General features: G+C 46.1%; 24 protein-coding genes. 8 read left to right on the top strand and 16 right to left on the bottom strand.

Annotation, left to right across the window (positions count from 1 at the left end; all coding sequences use genetic code 11):
- Positions 1–107 precede the first annotated feature (107 nt).
- Positions 108–2,555, top strand: coding sequence for a bifunctional diguanylate cyclase/phosphodiesterase (locus CBX98_RS04505; protein WP_109168666.1), 2,448 nt, complete (start codon positions 108–110; stop codon positions 2,553–2,555).
- Positions 2,556–2,573: 18 nt separating this feature from the next.
- Here CBX98_RS04505 and CBX98_RS04500 read toward each other — a convergent pair whose 3' ends face one another.
- Genes CBX98_RS04500 through CBX98_RS04485 form a run of 4 tightly spaced genes read right to left on the bottom strand, consistent with a single transcriptional unit; the run spans position 2,574 to position 4,835 of the window.
- Entirely contained in the window at positions 2,574–3,644 is a 1,071-nt protein-coding gene (locus tag CBX98_RS04500) for an AI-2E family transporter (RefSeq protein WP_109168665.1), read from the bottom strand.
- A 43-nt stretch (positions 3,645–3,687) separates the two neighbouring features.
- Entirely contained in the window at positions 3,688–4,083 is a 396-nt protein-coding gene (locus CBX98_RS04495; RefSeq protein ID WP_242446574.1) for a hypothetical protein, read from the bottom strand.
- Positions 4,028–4,540, bottom strand: coding sequence for a hypothetical protein (locus CBX98_RS04490; RefSeq protein ID WP_104970021.1), 513 nt, complete (start codon positions 4,538–4,540; stop codon positions 4,028–4,030). Before CBX98_RS04490 ends, CBX98_RS04495 begins: the two co-directional genes overlap by 56 nt.
- Positions 4,541–4,586: 46 nt before the next feature.
- Positions 4,587–4,835, bottom strand: coding sequence for a hypothetical protein (locus CBX98_RS04485; RefSeq protein ID WP_005394426.1), 249 nt, complete (start codon positions 4,833–4,835; stop codon positions 4,587–4,589).
- Between the two features lie 363 nt (positions 4,836–5,198).
- Between CBX98_RS04485 and CBX98_RS04480 the strand changes: the two genes are divergently transcribed.
- Together CBX98_RS04480 and CBX98_RS04475 are read left to right on the top strand one after the other, a co-directional pair.
- Entirely contained in the window at positions 5,199–5,636 is a 438-nt protein-coding gene (locus tag CBX98_RS04480) for a DUF2383 domain-containing protein (protein ID WP_005394423.1), read from the top strand.
- A 155-nt stretch (positions 5,637–5,791) separates the two neighbouring features.
- Positions 5,792–6,190: a hypothetical protein gene (locus CBX98_RS04475; protein WP_005379193.1), complete on the top strand. Its 399-nt coding sequence runs from the start codon at positions 5,792–5,794 to the stop codon at positions 6,188–6,190.
- Between the two features lie 204 nt (positions 6,191–6,394).
- On the opposite strand, the gene CBX98_RS04470 is transcribed toward CBX98_RS04475, so the two are convergent.
- From CBX98_RS04470 to CBX98_RS04450, 5 genes are all read right to left on the bottom strand, one after another.
- Entirely contained in the window at positions 6,395–8,053 is a 1,659-nt protein-coding gene (locus CBX98_RS04470) for a diacylglycerol kinase family protein (protein WP_109168663.1), read from the bottom strand.
- 142 nt (positions 8,054–8,195) lie between these two features.
- Positions 8,196–8,633: a hemerythrin domain-containing protein gene (locus tag CBX98_RS04465; RefSeq protein WP_109168662.1), complete on the bottom strand. Its 438-nt coding sequence runs from the start codon at positions 8,631–8,633 to the stop codon at positions 8,196–8,198.
- Positions 8,634–8,736: 103 nt separating this feature from the next.
- Positions 8,737–8,934 (bottom strand): hypothetical protein, encoded by a 198-nt coding sequence (locus CBX98_RS04460; protein ID WP_048624594.1) that lies wholly within the window; start codon positions 8,932–8,934, stop codon positions 8,737–8,739.
- Between the two features lie 8 nt (positions 8,935–8,942).
- Positions 8,943–9,119: a DUF1328 family protein gene (locus CBX98_RS04455; RefSeq protein WP_012841233.1), complete on the bottom strand. Its 177-nt coding sequence runs from the start codon at positions 9,117–9,119 to the stop codon at positions 8,943–8,945.
- 45 nt (positions 9,120–9,164) lie between these two features.
- A complete protein-coding gene (locus tag CBX98_RS04450; protein ID WP_012841234.1) occupies positions 9,165–9,716 on the bottom strand; it encodes a BON domain-containing protein in 552 nt (183 codons plus the stop codon).
- Positions 9,717–10,151: 435 nt separating this feature from the next.
- Between CBX98_RS04450 and CBX98_RS04445 the strand changes: the two genes are divergently transcribed.
- The gene (locus CBX98_RS04445; RefSeq protein WP_109168661.1) at positions 10,152–11,495 is read left to right on the top strand and encodes a sigma-54 dependent transcriptional regulator; all 1,344 of its coding nucleotides are present in this window, start codon (positions 10,152–10,154) and stop codon (positions 11,493–11,495) included.
- Positions 11,496–11,581: 86 nt separating this feature from the next.
- Here CBX98_RS04445 and CBX98_RS04440 read toward each other — a convergent pair whose 3' ends face one another.
- From CBX98_RS04440 to ftnA, 3 genes are all read right to left on the bottom strand, one after another.
- Positions 11,582–12,775 carry an NAD(P)/FAD-dependent oxidoreductase gene (locus CBX98_RS04440; protein WP_047009370.1) on the bottom strand — a complete coding sequence of 398 codons (1,194 nt, stop codon included), beginning with the start codon at positions 12,773–12,775 and terminating at the stop codon, positions 11,582–11,584.
- Between the two features lie 180 nt (positions 12,776–12,955).
- Positions 12,956–13,279 carry a universal stress protein UspB gene (gene uspB, locus CBX98_RS04435; protein ID WP_005394407.1) on the bottom strand — a complete coding sequence of 108 codons (324 nt, stop codon included), beginning with the start codon at positions 13,277–13,279 and terminating at the stop codon, positions 12,956–12,958.
- Between the two features lie 91 nt (positions 13,280–13,370).
- Entirely contained in the window at positions 13,371–13,898 is a 528-nt protein-coding gene (gene ftnA / locus CBX98_RS04430; protein WP_005379167.1) for a non-heme ferritin, read from the bottom strand.
- Positions 13,899–14,179: 281 nt separating this feature from the next.
- Between ftnA and uspA the strand changes: the two genes are divergently transcribed.
- The gene (uspA, locus tag CBX98_RS04425) at positions 14,180–14,605 is read left to right on the top strand and encodes a universal stress protein UspA (protein ID WP_005379165.1); all 426 of its coding nucleotides are present in this window, start codon (positions 14,180–14,182) and stop codon (positions 14,603–14,605) included.
- Positions 14,606–14,669: 64 nt separating this feature from the next.
- Positions 14,670–15,548, top strand: coding sequence for a carboxylate/amino acid/amine transporter (locus CBX98_RS04420; protein ID WP_006741764.1), 879 nt, complete (start codon positions 14,670–14,672; stop codon positions 15,546–15,548).
- Positions 15,549–15,620: 72 nt separating this feature from the next.
- Here the strand turns inward: CBX98_RS04420 and CBX98_RS04415 are convergent, their stop codons facing one another.
- From CBX98_RS04415 to CBX98_RS04405, 3 genes are all read right to left on the bottom strand, one after another.
- Complete coding sequence (locus CBX98_RS04415) at positions 15,621–16,193, bottom strand: hypothetical protein (protein WP_109168660.1); 573 nt, start codon at positions 16,191–16,193, stop codon at positions 15,621–15,623.
- A gap of 186 nt (positions 16,194–16,379) precedes the next feature.
- The gene (locus CBX98_RS04410) at positions 16,380–17,159 is read right to left on the bottom strand and encodes a class I SAM-dependent methyltransferase (protein WP_005394395.1); all 780 of its coding nucleotides are present in this window, start codon (positions 17,157–17,159) and stop codon (positions 16,380–16,382) included.
- 89 nt (positions 17,160–17,248) lie between these two features.
- Positions 17,249–20,374: an EAL domain-containing protein gene (locus CBX98_RS04405; RefSeq protein ID WP_109168659.1), complete on the bottom strand. Its 3,126-nt coding sequence runs from the start codon at positions 20,372–20,374 to the stop codon at positions 17,249–17,251.
- A 113-nt stretch (positions 20,375–20,487) separates the two neighbouring features.
- Here CBX98_RS04405 and asnC point away from each other — a divergent pair, with 113 nt between their 5' ends.
- Positions 20,488–20,952 carry a transcriptional regulator AsnC gene (gene asnC / locus CBX98_RS04400; RefSeq protein WP_005394393.1) on the top strand — a complete coding sequence of 155 codons (465 nt, stop codon included), beginning with the start codon at positions 20,488–20,490 and terminating at the stop codon, positions 20,950–20,952.
- 75 nt (positions 20,953–21,027) lie between these two features.
- Here asnC and prlC read toward each other — a convergent pair whose 3' ends face one another.
- The gene (gene prlC / locus CBX98_RS04395; RefSeq protein WP_006741761.1) at positions 21,028–23,070 is read right to left on the bottom strand and encodes an oligopeptidase A; all 2,043 of its coding nucleotides are present in this window, start codon (positions 23,068–23,070) and stop codon (positions 21,028–21,030) included.
- A gap of 395 nt (positions 23,071–23,465) precedes the next feature.
- On the opposite strand from prlC, the gene CBX98_RS04390 reads away from it, so the two are divergent.
- Entirely contained in the window at positions 23,466–24,305 is an 840-nt protein-coding gene (locus tag CBX98_RS04390) for a 23S rRNA (adenine(2030)-N(6))-methyltransferase RlmJ (protein WP_005394390.1), read from the top strand.
- The last annotated feature ends 181 nt before the right edge of the window (positions 24,306–24,486 follow it).

Here is a 24,486-nt window from a genome sequence, read left to right as displayed (position 1 = left end):
GCTGCTGGGAATTACCTAAGCGTTGGATACGATACCAACACGGCCCAATAGCTTAAGCTAGATTCTAATACCACTATCTTTGGGCGCTTCAGGACACGTTATTAATTATGTTTCGCTTCGCTATTCCTTCGCCTTTGATGGCAGACTGGCAACAGGCTCTGCAACAATGCTGTGATGCTACTCAAGCTCAGGGACAACTTTATACTCTGAGCGATACCCAGCAGTGGCTATCAACTGAGGTGTCCACCTCGGTTCAAAATCATTGCGCTATCGTCGAAGTGGTAGTGCAAGTTGCCGCTCAATTTACACCGACAGACTTGACGATAAGCCACATATCCTTTGGACAGCAAACCTTGAGCATAGGTCCGATTTGGCTACCAAATGGCGATCTGTTTGCCGTATTAGCGCTGACTCACCCTGACGATCAAATCACAGTAGTCTCTGCTTGGCTGAGTGCATTAGTGGGACGAATGAGCTTTGATGTCAGCTCACACTACCAGCAAGAACGAACACGCCATCAAACTGCAGCGACCACACCATTACCGACGCTGCAAGAGTTTATCGACTGTCTTGAAGACCATATTTGGATAAAAGGCATGGATGGTCTTTATTCGATGACCAATCGAAGCGTAGAAAATGCGTGGCAAAAGACCAACAGTGAGATCATCGGCAAAGATGATTTCGCACTATTTAGCCACGAGCGAGCAGAGAAGTTCATTGAGGCCGATAACTTGGTCGTGGCGACAGGCACGCTGAACATCGTCGAAGAATGCCGCCAAATTGATGAAAACAATAACCCAACTTGGCTAGAAACCATTAAGTCTCCTGTCCGTGATAATGACGGAAACTTAATTGGCATTCTGGGCATGACGCGCAACATCACACGCCGGAAAATGGTCGAAACACAACTCTCATTGGCGTCCAAAATTTTTAATAACTCACAAGAAGGCATGGTCATTACTGATCGCAATGCCAACATCATTGATGTAAACACAGCCTTTACTCAAATCACCGGCTATCGCTCTGAAGAGGTGATTGGAAAGAACCCCAGAATTCTGCGCTCAGGTCATCATGACCAAGGCTTCTATAAACAGTTGTGGCATCAACTCGAAACCAAAGGTCAATGGAAAGGCGAGTTCATCAACCGAAAGAAAGATGGCAGCATTTACCCGCAGTTAGCGACCATTAGTGCCGTAATGGACGATAAAAATCATCTCATTAACTACATCTGTGTATTTGAAGATATTTCCGTGCGTAAAGCGCACGAAGAAAAACTGCAGCGCATGGCCTTTTATGATCCGTTAACGAATCTGCCTAATCGCACCCATTTACTTAGCTTGCTTGAGCAACACATTGAAACCGGGCACAAGAACCAACAGACGTTTGCCACCCTATTTCTAGATATCGACCATTTCAAACACATCAACGATAGCATGGGTCACTTTTGTGGTGATCAGTTGCTGTCTAAGTTGGCTATCCGTCTGCAAGATATTCTTCACTTAAATGCGCATGTGGCTCGCATTGGCGGCGATGAGTTCGTGATCATTTTGCCGGACGTCCACAGTGATGTGGCTTTGCTGGAAACCGTCGGCGATATTCTCAGCGTTTTCCAACAACCGTTCGACTTGGCAAATCACGACTCACTGCGCGTCTCGACCAGTATTGGCATAGCCTTATACCCAAGAGACGGCCAAGACAGCGAAACCTTACTCAAAAACGCAGATACAGCAATGTACTTAGCGAAGAAAAATGGGCGCAACGGCTACGCATTTTACTCACCAGATTTAACCGATAAATCGGTATCCCATGTGCGCATTCAATCTGCTTTGCATCAAGCGATAGAAAAACAGCAACTTCGATTAGAGTTCCAGCCACAATATAACTTGGAGCAACATGCGATTGTTGGCGTTGAAACCTTATTACGCTGGCAGCACCCCGAATTTGGCCTTGTACCACCAGCCGACTTTATTCCAATTGCAGAAAAAACGGGGCTTATCCAAAGCATTGGCGAGTGGGTCTTGCTACACGCTTGTCAGCAAGGAAATGCTTGGCTGAAACAAGGCATTGAGTTTGGCAGAATTGCGGTTAATGTGTCGGCATTACAGCTTCAGCAGTCGAATTTCATTCAGAGATTGAGCGATATCCTCAATCAAACCGGTTTTCCTGCTCAACGGCTGGATTTGGAGATAACCGAGAGCTTTTTACTGATCGACCCTCAACAAGCCATTGCGTCGTTAAATCAACTAAGAGGGTTAGGCATCGAGATTTCTCTGGATGATTTCGGCACAGGCTATTCGTCTTTGTCTTATTTGAAAGGTTTACCCATCAATAAGCTGAAAATTGATCGTTCGTTTGTCAGTGATGTACCCAGCAATAGCGATAGCAATGCGATTGTGAATGCGATTATCGCCATGGGCAAAACACTGTCATTGAAAGTCGTAGCGGAAGGAATAGAAACTCAGGAGCAAGCCGATTACTTGTTCGAAAAAGGCTGTGTTTACGGTCAAGGGTATCTTTTTAGCCGACCAGTAAGTGCGGAAAAACTTTTTCGTTGAGCCAGCTTGTCGCCCAAGTCATTCTCGTGGAGCCATATCCTCGGGGATGGTTTGGCTTGGTTGACTTTGAGTTGATTGACACAGCTCCAGACGCTCAACCAAAATATTAATGCAGACCAATAGCGGTACACCGATTAAGAGCCCCATACCGCCCCAAAGCCAACCCCAGAACACGAGCCAAACGAAGATCACTAACGGATTTAAGTTGAACCTTTTCCCTAATAACGTTGGCGTGACAAACTGGCTTTCAATCAAGTTGATCAACAAATAGATAGACACCACAGTGAGCATAAAACTGACCGACTCCAACTGCAGATAAGCCACAAAACCGAAACTCACCATGGAGATGACTGGGCCGAGATACGGCGCAAAATTCATCACGCCAGCAAACGCGCCCCACAAGAACGGATCCTCAAGGCCTAAAACAAAAAACACCGCCCCAACACTCAACCCAAGTCCCGCATTCACTAACGTGATAGTGCCAATGTATCGAGATAGGTCTTTCTGTAGTGCTTTGACCAGTTCAATCGCTTGGCGCTGCTTGGCAAACCCATGCAAGTACGACACTGACTTTCGAAATAAGCTGCGTCCATGATTGAGCATAAAATACACCATAAACAGCACGATCATCGCTTGTGTCAAAATGGTCGGCGTCGTGGTCGCGAGTGTCTTCACCAAAGAAAATACGGTGTTGTTCCCGACTTCATCCATACCCATATCGCTGGCAATATTCAGCGGCGTATTAAGGTGATCCGCCGAGGCTTGAGTCACTTCACTCACTTCTTGCGACACATTTTTCACGATACTGGGTAGTTCAGACCACCACTGCTTGGCAGGCTCCGACATGGCAGCAAGGCCAATAATTGAAGCACCAACCAAGAATGACAGAGTCACCACGACGGTAATCGCGCGCGGTAAACCTTTGTCTTCAAGATAGTTAATGAAAGGACTGCATAACAGAGAAATAAAGGTACTAAGCACAATAGGTAACAAGATTGGCTTAGCAAAATACAGCCCAGGAACGAGCAATAAGACAAGAAGGGTTGCACCAATCGCGGTGTTGGCAGGGATGTTCAATTTCGCTGTCATAAAAAGGCTCAAGGTCGGTAGGAATCATTATCGGCGAAAGCCGTTATTGGGGTTGCTCGACTTCTGTTTCTGTCGCGGTCTCTTCTGTCGAAGCAGTAGTGCCTGCTTGTGGTTCAGCATTTCGCTCTTGTTCTACGCCCGACTGGTTAGAAGACGCGGCCCTAACTGGCTTGGCAAGCGAATCCGTCAGTTCGGAGACACTACTCGCCAATAGCCCCATGGAAGAGATAGAGGAAGTCAGTCGAGACAATCGACCCGCTTTGGCAGCGGTAACGGCAACGACAGCACTAATACCTAGCGTCGTCCAAGGATTTTCTTTCACAAACTTCTTAGTGGTAAACGTGAACATTTCCATCGACAAGCAGCATTGCTCTAAAGATGCCTTACCTTCCATCCGCTTGATTCGCATGGCTCGATTGAGCTTTTGTAGCGAGCGCATCCCACCCCTCCTGCAACTGTTCTGTCGTATTTTTGAATCCAAGGAAACCAACTAAACGCTTCTGCCACCAAGCTAAAGACAGTAATGCCAAACCTAAGGACGCAATAAATACGCCCACGGCAACATACACGTTAGCGGTCAGCTGATAAGCCACCACACCAGAGGCAAGGCACAAACTGAACACGAACAATACCGACAATAAGGTAAAAACAATGGTGCACAGCAAAATCTGTCGCGCTGCGGACGCATTAATTTTCACCTCCAAGAGGAACAAATCCAACGTTGAACCCGACCACGCTTTCAGCGATTGAGTCAATTGGTCAAGTTGTGAAAGAATACTGCTCAATCCATTGATGGTTTGTTGGATATCCTGCTCTTGTGCCCCACTTGGGGCTCGACCGCTGTCTGCTGCGGCCGAGCCTGGTTGCTGGTTGGTGACTTGTCCGGAGTTATTCATTGGAACCCTCGCCTTCTGTTATGTGGCTTAATTCGTTGGACCGTGATTATTTGATCAGCTTCGAAACCGCCCAACCCGCAAGGAAGGCACAACCAATGCTCAGCAATGGACGCTCCTTGATAACGTTCTCTGCCGACTTGGTCGCCTGCTGAACGTGTTCCGCGCCCACATCAAATTTCTCTTTAGCTTGGTCTTTCATTGCGCCGACGGCTTCCGTCGTGGCTTGCTCCGCTAAGTGATATGCTTCTTCTAACTGCTCTTGAGGTTTTACTGTGCTTTCTTTTGTTGTAGCCATAACTAGCCTCCGTTGATGAGTTGAGTAGTAAATCAAGTGAAACAACTTTTGAACTCACTTACTCACAACAAAGCCATATCCGTGCCAAAACTATAAGCAGCTGTTTTTATTTGATTTTTATTTTGTTTCACGACAAACCCTTATCTGTACGTGTAATTCTTTCCAGACTTCCCCAACATTCTTGTAATTTTTTCTTAGCACCACGTCTGCAACCCTCCAATTCTTGCGCAATAAACTCATAACCAATTGATTAATAGAAAAATAACATTCATTGGCATACAACCTGCAACTAAAGATGAAACATCTGTGTTTGTTCCCCATACGTACAAACACTCCCATCACCAACCAAATCAGGAGTGAGATATGAAAAATGAAAATATCGCCTCAATCATTGAGCTTATCGAGAGCGGAAATGACATTTACAACAAGGCCATTGAGAACATTGACAACACTTCTTTGAATAATGTGTTGGTAGAACTGCTTAGAGTACGTGAGCGAGCGGTGCTTGAGCTTACTCCCTACACATTGGCAAATAACCAGGAAGACTCTGCCGACGACACTCCGGTTTCCTACACCATTAAAGCGCGTGAGGTATACAGCGATGTGATGAAGGAGGTGTCTTCTGACAAAGAGTCCATGTATTTGGAACAGCTCGAAGGTGTTGAAAGCAAGGTGCTCAAAGAGATCGAAAACCTAATTACTAGCCACCCAGAGCAAGCGGATAATTCGGTTCTACTGAAAGTTCGCAGTGATATCAAAAGCTGTAAAGAAAAGCTCAGCAGCATCAGCCTTATCAGCTGATCCATAGTGGTCGCCTTTGCAATCAAGCGCTGGCAGAGAAAATGGCCAACTCGTTTTGGCCATTTCTGATAAGACCACAGGCACCTCAATACAACCAAAACTAGAAAACACTAAACCGAGTAATCAACACGGTAGTCATAAATAAAGAGGTCAGTATGACATTGGATAATAATCGAGTAAGGGAGCTACTCGTAAAAATGACACACCATCGCCAAACGTGTTTGCCTCTCGTTAATCCGCAATCGCATATGACACTCGCAAGAGCGGCGTATCGATTCGTTAAAATAGAAAAAGTGATGATCAAAAAGATGGCGAAGTTGTTCTTCGACCAAGATGGTGAACAATTCATTGCGGAAAATGCCACCGAATACGGCGTTGCCGAACTAGGTAATTACAAAGAAATGCATTTCATGAACAAGTTGTTGTTAGATGATTTAAAAGCGCTACTCAGAGCCATTGACGACACAAACTTAACGGCGCTTGTTTCTTACTGGTTAGCTGCTTTACAAGTCGAAAACGATGAAATTGAAAAGCACTTACCCCAGGGTGAGTAGTCATACTCACCCCCTTCTTCCTTTCACTTCGAGAACGATAAATAGACGCTCTCTCAGATACAAAAAATGCCGATATAAAAAAGCCGCTGCACCTACGCAGCGACCTTATTGGTTCCTTCAAAACTACGACTAAACCGGTAAACAAAGGCACGCTATAAAGCACTAGGCAAATGGTGCATTATCCACTGCTTATCTGTTTTAAAGCTAAGCCGATTTACTTCTCCCGCTTGGGACAAATACGTTCAACGATTTTGGACGAAGCTTGATCGCTAATTGCTCATCAGAATAAAGCTCACCATCAATCACATACTCAATCGGTTTGTTCGCAGAAATAGTGACATTCTGAGCCGTCGCGTATTGAAAATGAGTCGATTCCTCCTGCGCACCTACGCTGGTTAATGTCAGATCAGACAATGCGATGAGGCGTCCACCTAAAGATTCGGTGTTATCTAAATACGTGATATGCAGCTTGCCATCGTCAGGCTGCGGAGCACCACCACCTTGCGCGAGCAACGTACTAAAAGGAGCGATGTTCGCAACGACAAAGCTATGAACTTCTAGCGTTTGTGATCCATTTTCGCGGTTTCCATCTTCAAATGGCGCATCCATCGCAACAGTCAACGTCTGCGTCTCTTCCGCCACCACCGCGTTAAAAAAGCCCGTTAAGTAGGCCAATTGTCCAAAGGTGTTTTTCTCTTCTCGCTGCGCATGTTCGATCATTTTCTGCTCTAGGCCAATACCTAGGACTAACAATATAAGCCTCTGATTACACTCCGCCGTATCAATACGTTGGCAGTGACCTGCTAGCAATGCTTCACACGCTTTTTCGACTGGTGAGAATTTTGCGCCAACGCCATAGAGCACATGACATAACGCATTGGCGGTTCCGAGCGGAACAATACCGAGTTTGATATCAGTACCTACCAGCTGGCTCGCCACTTCCGTCACTGTGCCATCGCCACCCGCTACGATAATTTGCTTAGCACCACTTTCTTTTGCCTGTTGTGTTAGCTGCTCGGCGCTGAGATTTGTGGTGGTTTGATGAATACTCAAGCGATATTTTTTGGTTAGTTCACGAATCAAGTGCTGTTCGTTTTCCTCCCATTTGCCGCCACCTGCAACAGGGTTAACTACCATCCAAGTGGACTGATCCAGACCCAGTACGCCTTTTTCACTTATCGCTCGTAACGTTTTGATCTGCAATTTATTCAATCTCGCGGTACTGCGCACGTCATTGATTTTTTTCATCACAGATTCAACCGTCAGCGACGGATCTTTGCTCAGTAGATACGCCGCAACAACAAACACCGAGCGACCACGCCCTAACGCACAATGCACAACCACAGCTCGCGAGCACGAGATTTGCGTATCAATCCAGTTAATCGCATGGCGAAGGCGCTCTAGCGTTGGGGCTTTGTGGTCAAGTACCGGAATCGAAAGGTAGTGAAACTGCTTGTCGGTCATCGCACTTTCAAGCCCAGCAAATTCTGCGGTGACATCGACAATACAAGAGATGTCATTGGATTCGAGAAAATCTAAGTCACTCTGAAATAGCCGACGGGAGAGGTATAAATTATCGCTGACTTTTTGTATCGGAGGCACGGTATCGCGCCGTCTTTCCCAGGCATTATACGCTCTAGCACCCAGCAAAAAGGGGATGAATGCCCAGCGGATCCATCTGACAATCTTGCCGTCTTGGTTTTTTCTAAAAATGGAGGGAATGTCGAAAACGTAGGCTACGCTGACTAATGCTAAAGAAAGAGATACCCACAAGAACAACAGGCTAACCATGATTTGGGGAATATAAATAGCGGCCAATAAACTGATCAGAGCGCCAAGAATATAATATTTGATGATAAACATTCGCTCTCCTTGCCTTCAGCGAGTGCGCTTTTTTAGTGAAAGTGAGAATAAGCTGGTTTTAGGTTAGGCTAATTAGCTTGGTAAACGCTTTGATTGGGCCCCTTCCCGTACCGAAATGGCACGAAAAGGACCAATACTCCACCTAACTAGCCATTTCTTCGACGTAGCTATCCGCTAGTTTCATTTTCTGCTGATCGGTCATCACCTTACCAGCCAATTGGAAAAAGCGCTGCTCTTCTTCTTCGAGGTGGTGCAATACTTTGTGACGCAAAGTTTTCATGAGGTTGAGCCATGCTGGCGAGCTCATGTCGGTTGCATCAAGCTGTGGCTGTGCAATCACTTTATCAATCTCGTGGTGCTCTGCGATGCCATGACGAGTAAGATCGATGGTTTTATCGCTCTCGATTAAAGGCGCGTAGAAAAAGCGCTCTTCTGCGGCGGCGTGCTGTTCGAGTTCATCCTTCAGATTGTGGTAAAACTCTTCACGTGCAGGGGAATCTCCAGACGTTTCCATCAGAGCATCGAGTAAAAGGCGTTGCTTTTCATGACTCTCTTTTAGTACATCAAATATGTTTTTCATCTTTGACTCCTTATCTGATTGTAAACAATTGAGATAAAAGGAAGGGCGGTGATTGACCGCCCTTCTCTTACATTGCTGTGAACAAAAAGCTGACCTGACTCGACTAACAATCTTGGTCTTCTGCGTTCAAGTTCTCTTTAATATTTTCACACTCATCTTCAATCGCGTTTTGAGTTTCTTCGGCGGCTTCATCTATCTTCTTGCCTGCCTGTTCCATTGGCCCTTCTTCACTACAAGCAGCCAGTGCGAACACCAAACCAAATACTGCGGCGATACGGTAAATTAATGACGTAAGTCGCATGAAATCTCCTATCTATTTACGTTTTTTCTTCCTAGCAGAACAATCACTATTGATACAATTAATGACAATAGGAATAGGTAAAATATCACTTGCGCGATAGAGGCTGCCGCCCCTGCAATACCAGTAAAACCTAGTAGTGCAGAAACCAGTGCCAAAGCCAGAAAAATAAACATCCAACGAACCATAGTGTTACCTCCTAATAAAATTGGGTTAGGTCACTCGGCTCGTTATTATTGAACCACTTCTAGCTTATCAATCACCTTATTTACATCATTGGTATTATTTGCAATTGAAAGTGCAAGATCATGCTCCGCATCTGAATTAACCTTACCTGCCAACGTTACCGTTTTACGTTCCGTCGTTACATCAATGTCCGTACCACTTACATTGGTATCCATCAGTAGGCGAGTTTTAACTATAGTCGTGATTTTAGAGTCGGTCAGTGTGGCTAATGCCTCTGAATCGGTTTCTTTCTTACCTTCATTCACCACTGACAATTCGTTGTTTACTTTTTTCACACCATCAAGACCTGTTACAAGCTCTTCGGCAAGCGATTTTTCAAGGTCATTGTTTACCGAACCAGAAAGGGTAACTACCTGATTTTCAACATCGGTGTTGATATCAAAAGAGTTAAGGTTACTGTTTAGCAGCAGCGTCGTTTCAGCTTTACCATCTAGCCAAGCGTCCATGGATTCTTTTTCCCATTTATCACTCGCTAAGACTGCTGTAGATGAAGTAGCAAGAACTGACGTAAGTACAATTTTAGCTGCGATGTTATTCATGGTAATTCTCCTTTATTGACGTTGTATTTCCATAGGAGCAAACCATGTGCCAAGTTTGTAACTTGTTATTTTTAAAGGAATAATAAAAACAAGAGATAAAAATAAGACGAACAAGAAAATATAAGCATGAATTATTTACACAGAAGAAATGTAATTTTTAATCGTTAATAATTTCGCAATCAATTACATAATACGCCAATAAAAGATGAGACATTATTTCTTCGACTTCACTTAATCGCAGAATTATTATTTAAAATGTGAGGCACCCGAATAAAGAAGCAATATTTATCAGAATTATTACTGATATATACCAAGAGAGGATCAACAAAATTAAAATAGCCTACAGACCCTTAAATCTCTGCTGACAATATTTTGTCTTGTGTACTTAGAATAATCCACGTACATTGTTTCTGTCATAGTAAAGAGGACATTTCTATGTCGTTGCCAAGCCTGTTTCTACGAATACAAGACCCGACACTTAAAGATGCTATCGCCTCTTGCCAGGAACTGAACAAATTTCGTCTGCATAATACCGATGCCGAAGATGGTTGGATTGAAGATTTCCTACAACTCAAACCGGAAGTTGCGATTGTTGAAGTCGCCCACTTTACTAGCGCAGATTACCAGCGCCTTTCTAATATCGAAGACATCTACGATATGGACTTGATCATCATTAGCTCTGGTGCTCCAAACGAAAATTTGGATAAGCTAATGAACTTAGGTGCAATTTTTCACTACAGAAAACCCGTAGATATTGCCATTTTGACGGACACCCTAAGCGAAGTCAGCCAGTACTATCAGCAAAAACAAGATCAAGGACGTAAAGTGTCCACTAGCGATCTCGACCAATTTGGCCTTTTGGTGGGTTCCTCATCGCCAATGCATCAGCTCTATCGCATGATCCGACGCGTCGCAAAAACAGAAGCCAACGTCCTCATTGTCGGTGAAAGCGGCTCGGGTAAAGAGTTAGTGGCACAGACCATTCATTTAGCCAGTGATCGCAAGCAACAACCCTTTATCGCGATTAACTGTGGTGCGATTAGCCCAGAATTGGTCGATAGTGAACTGTTTGGCCATGAAAAAGGTGCCTTTACCGGAGCGAATAAAACTCACCAAGGTGTATTTAAACAGGCAGAAGGCGGCACGCTGTTTTTAGATGAAATCACCGAGATGCCTATCGAGCATCAAGTGAAGCTATTGCGTGTGTTGGAAACCGGAGAGTATCGCCCAGTGGGCAGTAATACGGTGCATATCGCCAACACTCGCATCATTGCCGCCACCAACCGTGATCCTAAAGTCGCCATTGAAGAGCAGTTCCTGCGTGAAGATCTGTTTTTCCGCTTATCGCACTTTCCATTAACGATACCGCCGCTGCGAGAGCGAGGCGGTGACATCGTCGGTCTGGCTAAGCACTTTATCGCGCACCGCAACGCAAATGAGGCTAAAACCAAAACCATTCTTGATTCTGCCATCCAAAAAATCGCCGTGCACGATTGGCCAGGTAATGTCCGTGAGCTCAAACACACGATCGAGCGCGCGTTTATTTTGGCTGATGACACCATCCGAGATGAACACCTGATCTTCGATACGCCACCATTGGAAACAGGCACCAGCATCGAAGACCTTGTTCCAGCGGGCGTTTCGCTAGAAGAGCTAGAAAAAGCCGCCATTCTCAATACCCTTGAAGAGAATCAAGGCAATAAAACGGAATCAGCGCAGGAATTAGGCATTAGCGTGAAAACGCTCTACAACAAACTCGAAAAGTATCAAGACGAGTAACTCGCTATAGGAATACAAAAAGAGCACGGAATACGATTCAGTGCTCTTTTTTTATCTTATCTTTTATGCGGATGTGTAGCGTTTGATTACACCCACTGACCCGCGACAAAGCCGCTCGACCAGCACCACTGAAAATTGTAGCCCCCTAACCAGCCAGTCACATCCATCACTTCGCCAATGAAGTACAGCCCTTTGATGTCTTTGCATTCCATGGTTTTCGAAGACAAGTGATCGGTATCCACACCGCCTAGTGTCACTTCCGCGGTTCGGTAGCCTTCAGTGCCATTAGGGGCGATATCCCAATGTTCTAAGCGCGCCACAATCGCCGCAAGCTCCTTTTGATTGAACTGCTTTAGCGGTTTATCGACCAGTTCTTTACGTTCAATCAAGACTTCAACCAAGCGCTTTGGTAGCACTTTAGCGAGCGTATTTTTGAGCGACTGATTCGGGTGCTTTTCACGGCTGCGTTCTAATAACTCGGCAACATCATCGTTTGGCACCAGATTAATCGACACCTTTTGCCCCGCTCGCCAGAATGATGAAATCTGTAAAACGGCTGGGCCAGATAAACCACGATGTGTGAACAACAGGGCTTCTTTGAACATGGTGCCATCTTCAGCTGTAATTTCCGCAGGTACCGCGATACCAGATAACTCAGCAAAGTCTTCTTTGTCTTCTTTATGCAACGTAAATGGCACCAGCCCTGCCGTAGTTGGGATAACTCGAAGACCAAATTGTTCCGCGACTTTATAACCAAATGGTGTCGCCCCCAGTTTTGGCATCGACAAGCCACCTGTTGCGATAACTAAAGACTCACACTCAACTGGCTCGGTACCCGCGTGCAAACGAAAACCTTCATCGATTTTCTCAATTGAGTGAACATCGCATTGGTAACGCTGCTCGATATTCGGCATGTCACATTCAGCCAGCAGCATCTTCACGATGTCTTTCGCAGTAAACGCATCGACACAAAACAGCTGACCGTGATCGCGCTCTTCAAATTCAATACCATGCTTACACACCATCGAGATAAAATCCCAGTTAGTGTATTGAGAAAGCGCCGACTTAACGAAATGCGGGTTTTGGCATAGGTAGTTGCTGGCTGAGACGTCGTAGTTAGTGAAATTACAACGGCCACCGCCTGAGATAAGGATTTTACGTCCTGGCTTTTTAGCATGATCGAGCACCAAAACACGGCGGCCTCGCTTGCCGGCTTCTGCAGCACACATCAAACCCGCTGCGCCTGCGCCAATTACAACAACATCAAATTTCTTACTCATCGGTAGCTCTTAGACTGATTGGTATCGAATCGAAATAAAAAAGGATGTGCACATTGCACATCCTTGCTTTCTAGGCGCGACATTCTACCGACAAATCTCGAAGGGGAAAAGCGCTTAAACGGTAAGCGCTATGCATGCCCGTACAATCCTAGGAGATTAACTCGCTAGATTATTGATTCTTTAAAGAATGAAGGCCGCGAGTAGGGTAACACCGAGCAAAGCGGTCGATAAAACAAATAGCTCACGCACCCTTTCGCACTTACCAGTAAAAATCTCATCGTGGTGATGGTGATATTCTTTACTTTTGATGTAGTGGAACAAACGCACCTGTTTGGTGACATTTCCATGGGTGGTAAAAAAGCCATTGCCATCAACTTGCTGATATAACAACGGATGCGCTTCACGCATGATGTAAATTAGAGAACGAAGAGCGGTGAGATACCGGATCATGTTGACTCCAGTTACCACCATTAGCGCAAATAAGATTGTGTCTCCACTGATCATCTTTTCCTCCCTACATCTTCAACAATGCTCAAGAGAAAAAGACGATCAATGCTTCGTCTTTACCCGCTACTTATAGCGTCAAAAAACGCATTTACGCAGCTGGAGCATCCATGATTGAAGATGAACCTTCTTTCGCCATTTGTGCTAGATCTTTGTCGATGAAGAACAATGCTTTACCATCTTCACCTACCAATTCGATCTTATCTAAAATCCCTTTAAACAACTTCTCTTCTTCGTGCTGTTCAGACACGTACCACTGTAGGAAGTTAAACGTTGAGTAGTCTTGGCTAGTAAATGCAACATGCGCCAATTTATTGATTTTTTCCGTGATCATTTGCTCATGTTCGAAGGTCTCGCGGAAAACATCACCTAAGCTAGCAAAATCATGCTTTGGTGCATCAATAGCGCCCAAAATTGGCATTGAGCCAGTTTCACTTACGTAGGTGAATAGGCGTTGCATGTGCTCCATTTCTTCTACGGCGTGAGCACGTAAAAATTCAGCCGCACCTTCAAAACCTTTGTCTTCACACCAAGCACTCATTTGTAAGTATAGATTGGATGAGAAAAATTCTAGGTTAATTTGCTCATTCAATTGTTCGACCATAGTTTGAGACAGCATGTTAACTCCTATTAATGTGCATGCAATATACCCAAGTAACCTCGAGATAAACGACGCCGCGAGATTGACTTACTCTACATCAGAGGCAAGGTTTTACTTGAACTATAGTCAGTAACGGAGCGCTGAACTCCGCATCTCAAAGTCACTTGGGTATAACGCCACTATAACATGATTACTGAGACAAGACTTTGTACCTACGACACTGATATGAGATCACTTCAGCAAATTTTTTTGGGGGTTAGTGCTAATCTAAAACTATGACCTTACAAGGAGATAGCAATATGAGTTACAAACACATACTTGTGGCAGTCGACCTGTCAGACGACAGTAAAGTGTTGATTAAAAAAGCCGTATCACTGGCTAAACCTCTGGATGCGAAAGTCTCTTTTATTCACATCGACGTGAACTACGCAGAGCTCTACACCGGGCTTATCGACATCAATATGGCAGAAGCGCAACATCAAGCAATGGAAGCGTCGCGCACACAATTGGCGAATTTCGCAGAATATGCGCAATACCCAATAGCCCATACGTTGGTCGGTAGTGGCGATTTGAGTAATGAGCTGTGCGATACCATTCAAGATTACAGTATCGACTTGGTGGTTTGTGGTCATCACCAAGATTTCTGGAGCAAGATTCTGTCTTCGACTCGACAACTGATTAACTGCTCTCCAGTCGATATGCTGGTCGTACCGCTAAAAGACTGATTGGCGCGACGTTAAAACTTGGTTAGACTGCGGGCACATTTGTTGTTGATAAAGATTCTCATCCATGGCTTATCTATCCGCAGTTACCCTACTTTGGGCATTCTCATTTAGCCTGATCGGCGTTTACCTCGCTGGTCAGGTTGATTCTTGGTTCTCGGTGTTCATGCGCGTGGCACTGGCGAGTCTGGTTTTCATTCCCTTTTTAAAATTCCGCGGCGTTAGCAAATCCTTAATCGCGAAACTGATGACGGTCGGTGGCTTTCAGCTCGGTCTGATGTACTGCTTCTACTACCAATCTTTTTTGCTCCTTTCCGTGCCAGAAGTATTGCTGTTCACCGTATTCACACCCATTTACGTCACGCTGATCTATGACTTCTTGAAAGGTCGCTTTTCACCTTGGTATTTGGTTACCGCGGCGATTGCTGTATTTGGCGCAGCCTGGATTAAGTTTGCAGGCATTAATGAAGACTTCCTGCTGGGCTTTTTGGTCGTACAAGGAGCAAACCTCTGTTTTGCCATTGGTCAGGTAGGCTACAAATACATCATGGAAAGTGAGCCGGTTGATTTGCCACAACACACCGTGTTTGGTTACTTCTACTTAGGTGCGCTTTGTGTAGCAACCGTGGCTTTCGCTCTGATGGGCAACCTCGACAAACTACCCACCACCGCAACGCAATGGGGCATTCTGACGTACCTTGGTTTAATTGCTTCCGGTTTTGGTTACTTCGCGTGGAACAAAGGCGCAACCATGGTGAACGCAGGAGCACTTGCAGTAATGAACAACGCATTAGTTCCGGCGGGTTTGATTGTGAACATTGTGATTTGGAACCGCGATGTTGACGTCATGCGACTCGCCATTGGCGGTGCGATCATCATGCTATCGCTATGGATTAACGAAACCTGGGTGAAAAAGCGCGTCGAAATGAGCTACGCCAAGAAGTAAAGCGACCGCTCCCAACACACATACCGACAATAAAAAACGCTCTCCAACTGGAGAGCGTTTTTTTGGATTAGATTAATGCACTTTCATTTGCGAACTTGCGCTCATCAACGCCTTGGGCGACGTTGGCAACAACACTTCTAGCTTGGCATTGCGCGCTTCAAGCTTGCGCTGACGCTCAAGTAACTTTTGTTGTTTTTTCGCTACTTTTAACAACTTCTTCTGCTGCTTATAATGCTTTTTCAGTGCTTTTTTCGCTTTCTTAAGCGATTTTTTATCCGCTAAATCAAACCATACTGGTGCGTCGGTTCTTACTGGCTCCAGGGATTTTTCGGCTTGCTTTTTCTCTTTCACGCGCTCAACAACACGCTTCACAATCGCTGCTTTTTCGTTGCTTTGTTTTGTTGTCATAGGAATCGGTTGTACTGGCAGCGCTTCAGCCAATAAGCCACATGATTGTTGCTCGTTCAATGGCTTGTCTTGGCATTTTTGCGGCGGAATAGCGGCTGGCTTACACAGGGTATCTTTGGCCGCTGAAGAGCGTGCGCAAGAGCGACAAACAAACTTTGGTGCGACAACTAAACGATGGATGTCGCCAAGCTCCGCCGCGATCTGTTTACGACTCATTTTACATAAGCGTTTAGCCATTCTACTACTCCAGCTTCCCAATTATCGACCGCATCACAACAAGTGAAATAATAATAATTCTTAGTTAGATATACAGTCAGGGAGGAGAATTAGCAAGAGAAAACTATCAGTAACGGTTCAGAAAGAGAGGCTTGATCACAGCACGATACACCGTACTGTGACAAGAAAAGTTGAGCGGTCAGGAAGTTATGCCATTGAGGCTTTAACATAGACATCAAAGCGATTTTTTTTGGTTTCAATCGCCATAGTCGGCTTTTGCTCGTTCAGCCAGTTTGCATAGTCTGGGCGCTTCACCACCACGCGTTTTGTGGCTAACGCCATGGCAGGATCTAGCAAACCATCGGCGTCCAAATCGGCGCCAACCAACGATTGGAAAACGCGCATCTCTTTTTTTACGAGCGCCGATTTCTTCTTGTTTTCTGGGTGCGGATACATAGGGTCGAGATACACCACATCTGGCTGAACAAAGTCTTCATCTTGTGCCAGCTGTTCCAATGCATCATGACTGGAGGCATGGATCAGCGACATACGCTCTGATACCCAAGTTCCAATTTCAGGGTCTTGTTTCGCACGCGCTAAGCCGTCATCCAGCAACGCTGCGACTACCGGGTGTCGCTCCACCATCTGTACCTTACAGCCGAGCGAAGCCAAAACGAATGCGTCACGTCCCAGCCCCGCCGTGCCGTCTAGAACGGTTGGCGTTGCCCCTTTGTTCAAACCTGCGGCTTTTGCGATGGCTTGGCCCTTACCACCACCAAATTTTCGGCGATGTCCCACTGCGCCACCAATTAAATCGACAAAAATAGCGCCCAACTTTGGCTCATCCACTTTACGCAGCTCTAAACGCTCGGTGGTCAGCACCAAAGCAAAATCGCTCTCGTCAGTGTGAGAAAGCTGCCAGCGCGCAGCCAGTTCATCCAGATGAGGTTGTTGAGACGGGTCTTCACAGATCAATTGCAGTTGCAAAAGGAGGCTCCAATAAAAAATCGCGGTAACTGGCGCTGAGTGTATACCTAAGTTACCTCTCAATGCTAGGTTGAGCTTGATATGACAGACTACTCAGCCGTCAGTCGCTCAACTAACTCAGAAAGCGGTTGAGGATGCCCAATACCGTAGCCTTGGCCATAATCCACACCAAGATCGATCAAATGCTGCATGACTTGTTCGTTTTCGACAAACTCCGCCACCGTCACTTTGCCTAGCTGTTTTGCCAGATCATTGATCGAGCGAACCATCACACGGTCCATTTCATTTACGTTGATATCTCGCACGAAAAGACCATCAATTTTCACGATATCAACGGGAAGTTTCTTTAAGTAACCAAATGAAGACAAGCCCGAACCAAAGTCATCCAATGCAATCATGCAACCCAGCGCTTTGAGCTTGGTGAAGAGCTCAATGGCTTGCTCAAGATTACTCATCGCTGCTGTCTCGGTGATTTCTAGACAGATTTTTTCACACGGCATGGACGAACGTTCCAATCGCTCCAATAAGAAATCGATAAACTCTTGATTCCCCATAGATTGACCTGAAAGGTTTATCGAACAACGACCGAGTTTTTCAACCACCTCTGGGCGTTGCTCAAACCATTCTAGCGTTTGAGTAATGACCTGTTTATCAATCCAATGCGCAATGTTGTAGCGCTCGGAAGCCGGAATAAACAGTGCAGGAGAAACATAATCACCATATCCATTGCGAATGCGCACTAAAATCTCAAAATACATCTGAGCATCGTGCTGTTGTAAGCTTTTGATCGGTTGAGCAAACAGCTCTAAACGCTGATTCGACAATGCCTCATGCACCAAATTGACGCTCTGCATTTCCATCTGGCGACGTTGTAGCTCTTCGTTATCTAAGCTGAACAGATTGTAGCGGTTACGGCCTTGCTCCTTGGCGGCATGACACGCAGAGTCTGCTTGAGCGTGCACCATTTGCGGCGTCTCTGCCGTATGGTCGATGATACGAATACCAATAGAACAACTGATGAACAAGCGTGTATCTTCCCAAATAAAGAGATGTTCACTCAACGTCGAGATGATCAGTTTGGCGATATTAATGGCGCCGTATTCGTCGCAATCTTTGAGTAGTACCGCAAACTCATCGCCTCCCATTCGAGCCAAGATGGAATTGTATGGCAGCACTTCCTCTAACATGCTGGCGCAAAATTGAATCGCCGCGTCACCCGCATCATGCCCAACCGTATCATTGAGGACTTTTAGCTGATCTAAGTCGAGGTACAGCATGGCGTGGACGCGACGATGGCTGTCCACCTCACGCAGTGCGGTCTTGAGCTCTAGTTCAAAGTGGTTTCGGTTATAAGTCCCTGTCAGTAAGTCATAGCGCGCTTGATATTCCAATTTCTCGGAAAGCTGTTTGGTTTCTGTAATATCTTCACCCACAATCAACAGCTGATCAGATTCACTCAGTGGACGAATGTTCTCACGTACCCAAACACGATGACCATTTGCATGGCGATACTCGACTTCACGTCGCCAGACCCCATGCACCTGTTGATTGGGTTGCAATAGCACTTGGCGAGGAAACAGTACCTTGTCATCAAAATAAAACTCCCTCAGGCGGTGTCCGAGCATGTCCATCGGTTTGTAGCCAAGGAGTAGCTGAGCAAATCGATTCACTTCTTGAATGCGGTTATTGCTGTCGAGTGTCACCATCATGACAGGCTGTTGCTCATAATAGTTACGCAGGGTTGATTCGCGTTGATAGAGCTTATCTTCCATCAACTTACGACTAGTGATATCGCGCGCTTCAAACAAGTATTGCTTTTGATTTCCTACTTGCTGAGAAAAAGGCTTGAGTGAAATTTCCAACACCAATGTACCGTGCTCTTTACTCCAAATTTCAGCCTCAAACGTCGACACTTGATGGTGAGGCACGTGGAAATACGCCTCAAGCAACGCTTGTGCTTTCTCACTCCAATTGGGATGAAACCAAAGTGGTCGGTCTAAACGCAGCCCTTGGTGATACAGCAAAGATTGCAGGTGATCGTTGCCCGATTTAAGTACACCGTTGGCATCCAAAATGCCCATATACTGCATGCTCTGATCAAAAATCGATTCTAAGATGGCTTGGCTTTCTCGCGCGGCACTCTCGCTGCGACGCATCCGCTGTAAATAGTAACCCATCAACAAAATGACCACCGACATCACCACAAACAGGCTACCAAACAAGCGAATTTCTTTGGCAAAACGCTCAGAAAACTTCATCGGTTTATTAAAAAATACCGCAGAGACCTCTTGCTCAGCACCCAGCCCCCAGCGCACTACAGCTTGATAATCGAGCTTGATTTCAGAATCACTTTTCTTCACGGCTGGCAAAGCTTGGTCAGGGTTATCCAACACAAACTCAAGTATCTCTGCGCTCTCAATGCCATGCCGATAACCACTTTGGATCACGCCACCAACCGCACCGTGCCCTAAGCCAATGTCGTGCACCATAAACAGCGGCGCATTTGAGGCTCTGTTGACGCCAATCCAGTCACGTTCACTGCCAACCACACCCTGTTTATCTCGGTAATAGGTCCAAAACAGGACGACTTTATCTTTATTCAGCTTCGCTACTTGTTGCTTTAAGTCAATGATACTATCGGGAATAACTTGCACGATTTTGTCGCGATATTGCGGATGTTCATGTACAAAATCGTCGATTTGATAGCGTAATACCTCCCCCGTTACGGAATGGTCACTGACAATAAGAATTTGGGTGTAATCAGGGTGTAGGCGCTCTATGAGAGCTAAATTTGCCTCCAAATCGACATCTTCTGTTACTCCTGTTGCATTCAGAGATTGGTGCAAAGAAGGATGATAATTGTTGATGCCGTTAAATATAACCGGGGTGTCTTTGATGATTGGCGCCAAACGCAGCATCAGTTCAAGCGCGTTGTTGTCGCTCACTAAAATGGCATCGAATCGTTCTGTGCTTAATTTCGTACGATATAAGGATTCAAGCTGAGCGAAAAACTGCTCACTCTGGTTACGTTTCGAGTCTAAATAAAGCACGCGCATATCCAGCGATCGATCACCCAATTGCTGCTCGATACCTCGCTGTATGGAATCCGTCCAGAAAAAACCTTGATGATAGGAGTGCACGACCAAAACTTTCGGATCTGAGGCCGCGGCAAACGCGCTCCAACATAGCGCGACAATAACCAGAAAACGCTGCACATTATCTCCATAGCTCGGAGTTAACCCGCAGTTACTCCTGCCAAACCTTGTGAATCCTATCCGCTATGAGTATAAAAGGGAGGTAAAACTCTATCCCTAACGGAAATAATAGTATGAATGCGAGCCTGCCGAAACTCGACGACCTTGACCGCGCAATATTAAAAACACTGATGGCTGACGCCAGAACGCCCTACGCAGAAATGGCAAAGCAGTTCGATGTCAGCCCTGCCACTATCCATGTGCGTATTGAGAAGATGAAATCGGCTGACATCATCGAAGGAACGGAGGTGATCGTAAATACCAAAAAGCTCGGCTACGATGTGTGCTGCTTCATTGGTATTAACCTAAACGCAGCTCGCGATTACCATTCCGCGCTAGAAAAACTCAACGCGCTCGACGAGGTCGTTGAAGCTTACTACACCACGGGCGCGTATAACATATTCGTCAAATTGATGTGCAAATCGATTGAAGAACTGCAATTTGTGCTGATTGATAAGCTGCAAGCCATTGATGAGGTTCAGTCTACGGAGACATTGATATCGCTGCAGAACCCAATTAACCGCAGTGTGAATCCGTGAATTTTTTATAAAAAATGGACAAAAAAAGGCCAACCGAATGGTTGGCCCTAGTATTTTTTAAAAGACAGCGTGCGCTTACGCTGCAATACCAGAATGGCGCAATAGCGCATCAATTTGTGGTTCACGACCACGGAAGCGCTTAAACAGCTCCATTGGCTCTTCACTGCCACCCATTTCTAAGATGTTGTTCAGGAAGCTTTGACCCGTTTCTTTGTTGAAGATACCTTCTTCTTCAAAGCGAGAATACGCGTCTGACGACAGCACTTCCGCCCACAGATAGCTGTAGTAACCCGCGCTGTAACCTCCAGCGAAGATGTGACCAAAGCTGTGCGAGAAGCGCGCCCACTCAACGGCTGGAACCACCGCGACTTTCTCTTTCACTTTCGCCAGCGTTTCTAAAACGCGTGCACCCACTTCTGGGTCGTATTCGGTGTGCAGAGTAAAGTCGAACAAACCGAATTCTAGCTGACGCAAAATGCCCATCGCCGACTGGAAGTTCTTCGCCGCGAGCATCTTATCTAGCATCGCTTTCGGTAGCGGCTCACCTGTCTCATAATGACCAGAAATGAACGCCAGAGCATCCTCTTCCCAACACCAGTTTTCCAGGAACTGACTTGGCAATTCAACCGCATCCCAAGGTACGCCATTAATGCCTGATACCGCGCCAGTTTCTACTTGCGTCAGCATGTGGTGGATGCCGTGACCAAATTCATGGAAAAGTGTCACAACTTCATCGTGCGTAAACAGTGCTGGCTTGTCGCCCACTGGACGGTTGAAGTTACACGTTAGGTAAGCCACCGGCGTTTGCAGTTCGCCAGAGAGCGTAATACGACGACCACGACAGTCATCCATCCACGCGCCGCCACGTTTGTGCTCACGTGCGTAGAGATCTAAGTAGAAACTGCCACGCAGTGCGCCTTCAGCGTCAAAGATATCGAAGAAACGCACAGATTCGTGCCAAGTGTCCACGCCTTCGCGCTCAGTAACTGTCATGCCAAACACGCGGTTTAGCACTTCAAACAGACCACTGACAACCTTAGACTCAGGGAAGTACGGGCGCAGTTCTTCATCCGAGATTTGGAACAAGTGCTGCTTTTGTTTCTCGCTGTAGTAAGCAATATCCCACACATTCAATTCTTCAACGCCAAACTCACTTTTCGCAAACTGACGCAACTCTTCGACTTCACGTTCACCTTGCGGTTTCGCACGTGTCGCTAGGTCATTCAAGAAGCCCAACACTTGATCTGGCGTTTCGGCCATTTTCGTTGCTAACGATTTCTCGCTGTAAGTATTGAAACCCAACATGCGTGAAATTTCGTGACGCAGTCTCAGTTGCTCAGTAATGATTTCTGAGTTGTCCCACTTACCAGCATTTGGACCGCGATCAGAGGCGCGTGTTACATACGCTTCGTACACTTCTTTACGCAACTCTTGGTTGTCGCAGTACGTCATGACAGGTAGGTAAGATGGGATATCCAGCGTAATGAGGTAACCATCTAGCTCTTTTGCTTCTGCCGCGGCTTTCGCTGCTGCCAGCGCCGATTCTGGCATCCCAGCAAGGTCTTTCTCATCCGTGATGTGCTTGGTCCAACCCATAGTGGCATCCAGTACATTGTTAGAGAATTTAGAGCTGAGCTCAGACATGCGCTTGCTGATTTCGCCGTAACGGTGCTGCTCATCGGATGGCAAACCAATACCCGATAACTCAAAGTCTCGTAGCGCATCGGTGATGGTTTTTTGTTGAGCGCGAGTCAGCGTTGCGAATGCATCACTGGCTTTAATTGCTTTGTACGCTTCGTACAGGCCTTTGTGCTGACCAACCCAAGTGCCGTATTCCGACAAAATTGGCAAACAACTTTCGTACGCTTCACGCAGATCTTCGCTGTTCACCACGGAGTTCATGTGACCCACTGGCGACCAAATGCGGCTTAAGCGGTCATCCGCTTCTTCAATTGGCGCAATCACACTGTCCCAAGTTGGGTGAGCATTATCTTTTAGAACTTCATCGATTTTCGCTCGGCAGTCAGCAATCGCTTGTTCAACGGCTGGCTTGATGTGTTCTGGTTTAATTTGAGAAAACGGAGGTAAGTCCGTAAACGTCAGAAGAGGATTAGACATGAATAATTCCTTTTGTGTTTTGACTCTGTGATTGCCTGTCTATTTTGTGTAGATAGGCCAACTCAATGTACAGACGAGCCAGCAACATGGATTGGGGGAGCTCCGTTCCCTTTCTCTATGCTGCGATGACCATATAGTCAACGAGCGCTACTCTGTCCTTGAGTCTTGTTATACCTAAATGAGATTTCACACTCTTTGAGCACGAGAAACTCACCTAGTTCAATTCGATTACCAATAGTAAGTGTGGGTGACTTAAAGAAATTTCAATAGCGTCCCCTTATCAGAGGAACAGATTTGATTGGAAGTTCTACATCTTTAAGTTACTTGAGTATAATACCGCCATAGAGTGAAAATCACAGACCACACTCAGCCAAAGAGTGTTTCGAGAGTTTAATTTGTTAAGTTACCGCCACAGCTTCCACGCTGGCAACCATGCCGACGTGGTCAAACACATCGTTCAAAGCCTCATTCTTGATGCGCTGAAACAAAAAGATAAGCCATTCGTTTATCACGATACCCACTCGGGTGTGGGCCGTTACGATCTGACTCACGAATGGTCTGAAAAAACGGGCGAATACAAACAAGGCATCGCACGTATTTGGGATAACCCAAACATTCCTGAAGACATCAAAAGCTACATCGATGCCATCAAAGTGCTCAACAACGGCGAGAAGCTGCGTTACTACCCAGGCTCACCACGTGTGGCGCGCGCGCAAATCCGCCCACAAGATCGCATGGTGCTGACCGAGTTGCACCCAGCCGATCACCCATTGTTAGAGCAAGAATTCCATCGCGATCGCCAAGTGAGCATCTTCAAAGAGGACGGGTTCCAGCGTCTAAAAGCAAGCTTACCGCCACAAGAGCGTCGTGGTTTGGTGCTGATTGACCCACCATACGAACTCGCGAAAGAGTACCGCGATGTGGTGCGCGCGATTCATCAGAGCCATAAGCGTTGGGCAACCGGTATCTACGCGATTTGGTACCCAGTGGTAAACCGTCACGACATCGAAGATATGATCGAAGGCTTGGAAGCACTCGGTATTCGTAAAATTCTGCAAATCGAGTTAGGTGTCGCACCCGATACCAACGAGCGCGGCATGACGGCATCCGGCATGATTGTGATTAACCCGCCGTGGAAACTGGAAAGCCAGATGAAAGAGATTCTGCCATTCCTGCAAGACGCGATCGCACCAGCCACTGGCCACTGGAAAGTGGACTGGATTGTTCCAGAGTAAGCACTTCTGCACCGAAACCTCTCAGCGCAACGACATTCTCGTTGCGCTTTTTTATGCTCTCAAACCCGCAGTCTGATCGCGCTTATTCTTCTTTTTATACCTCTCATCGCTATTTGTCATAAGCAATGTCACTTTTTCCCATTTAGGAATTCGTTACATTCGATTTATGATAGTGGGATAA

Origin of the sequence: Vibrio sp. T9, from assembly GCF_003123985.1 — a bacterium.
GTDB classification, from domain to species: domain Bacteria; phylum Pseudomonadota; class Gammaproteobacteria; order Enterobacterales; family Vibrionaceae; genus Vibrio; species Vibrio diabolicus.
The sequence above is the reverse complement of the archived record's forward strand: the minus strand, read 5'-3'. Positions and strand labels throughout refer to the sequence as shown.

Bases quoted from the DNA above. Each gene is read 5' to 3' on its own strand.
- CBX98_RS04505 (WP_109168666.1), top strand. From the start codon at position 108: ATGTTTCGCTTCGCTATTCCTTCGCCTTTGATGGCAGACTGGCAACAG.
- CBX98_RS04500 (WP_109168665.1), bottom strand. From the start codon at position 3,644: ATGACAGCGAAATTGAACATCCCTGCCAACACCGCGATTGGTGCAACC.
- CBX98_RS04495 (WP_242446574.1), bottom strand. From the start codon at position 4,083: ATGCGCTCGCTACAAAAGCTCAATCGAGCCATGCGAATCAAGCGGATG.
- CBX98_RS04490 (WP_104970021.1), bottom strand. From the start codon at position 4,540: ATGAATAACTCCGGACAAGTCACCAACCAGCAACCAGGCTCGGCCGCA.
- CBX98_RS04485 (WP_005394426.1), bottom strand. From the start codon at position 4,835: ATGGCTACAACAAAAGAAAGCACAGTAAAACCTCAAGAGCAGTTAGAA.
- CBX98_RS04480 (WP_005394423.1), top strand. From the start codon at position 5,199: ATGAAAAATGAAAATATCGCCTCAATCATTGAGCTTATCGAGAGCGGA.
- CBX98_RS04475 (WP_005379193.1), top strand. From the start codon at position 5,792: ATGACATTGGATAATAATCGAGTAAGGGAGCTACTCGTAAAAATGACA.
- CBX98_RS04470 (WP_109168663.1), bottom strand. From the start codon at position 8,053: ATGTTTATCATCAAATATTATATTCTTGGCGCTCTGATCAGTTTATTG.
- CBX98_RS04465 (WP_109168662.1), bottom strand. From the start codon at position 8,633: ATGAAAAACATATTTGATGTACTAAAAGAGAGTCATGAAAAGCAACGC.
- CBX98_RS04460 (WP_048624594.1), bottom strand. From the start codon at position 8,934: ATGCGACTTACGTCATTAATTTACCGTATCGCCGCAGTATTTGGTTTG.
- CBX98_RS04455 (WP_012841233.1), bottom strand. From the start codon at position 9,119: ATGGTTCGTTGGATGTTTATTTTTCTGGCTTTGGCACTGGTTTCTGCA.
- CBX98_RS04450 (WP_012841234.1), bottom strand. From the start codon at position 9,716: ATGAATAACATCGCAGCTAAAATTGTACTTACGTCAGTTCTTGCTACT.
- CBX98_RS04445 (WP_109168661.1), top strand. From the start codon at position 10,152: ATGTCGTTGCCAAGCCTGTTTCTACGAATACAAGACCCGACACTTAAA.
- CBX98_RS04440 (WP_047009370.1), bottom strand. From the start codon at position 12,775: ATGAGTAAGAAATTTGATGTTGTTGTAATTGGCGCAGGCGCAGCGGGT.
- uspB (WP_005394407.1), bottom strand. From the start codon at position 13,279: ATGATCAGTGGAGACACAATCTTATTTGCGCTAATGGTGGTAACTGGA.
- ftnA (WP_005379167.1), bottom strand. From the start codon at position 13,898: ATGCTGTCTCAAACTATGGTCGAACAATTGAATGAGCAAATTAACCTA.
- uspA (WP_005379165.1), top strand. From the start codon at position 14,180: ATGAGTTACAAACACATACTTGTGGCAGTCGACCTGTCAGACGACAGT.
- CBX98_RS04420 (WP_006741764.1), top strand. From the start codon at position 14,670: ATGGCTTATCTATCCGCAGTTACCCTACTTTGGGCATTCTCATTTAGC.
- CBX98_RS04415 (WP_109168660.1), bottom strand. From the start codon at position 16,193: ATGGCTAAACGCTTATGTAAAATGAGTCGTAAACAGATCGCGGCGGAG.
- asnC (WP_005394393.1), top strand. From the start codon at position 20,488: ATGAATGCGAGCCTGCCGAAACTCGACGACCTTGACCGCGCAATATTA.
- prlC (WP_006741761.1), bottom strand. From the start codon at position 23,070: ATGTCTAATCCTCTTCTGACGTTTACGGACTTACCTCCGTTTTCTCAA.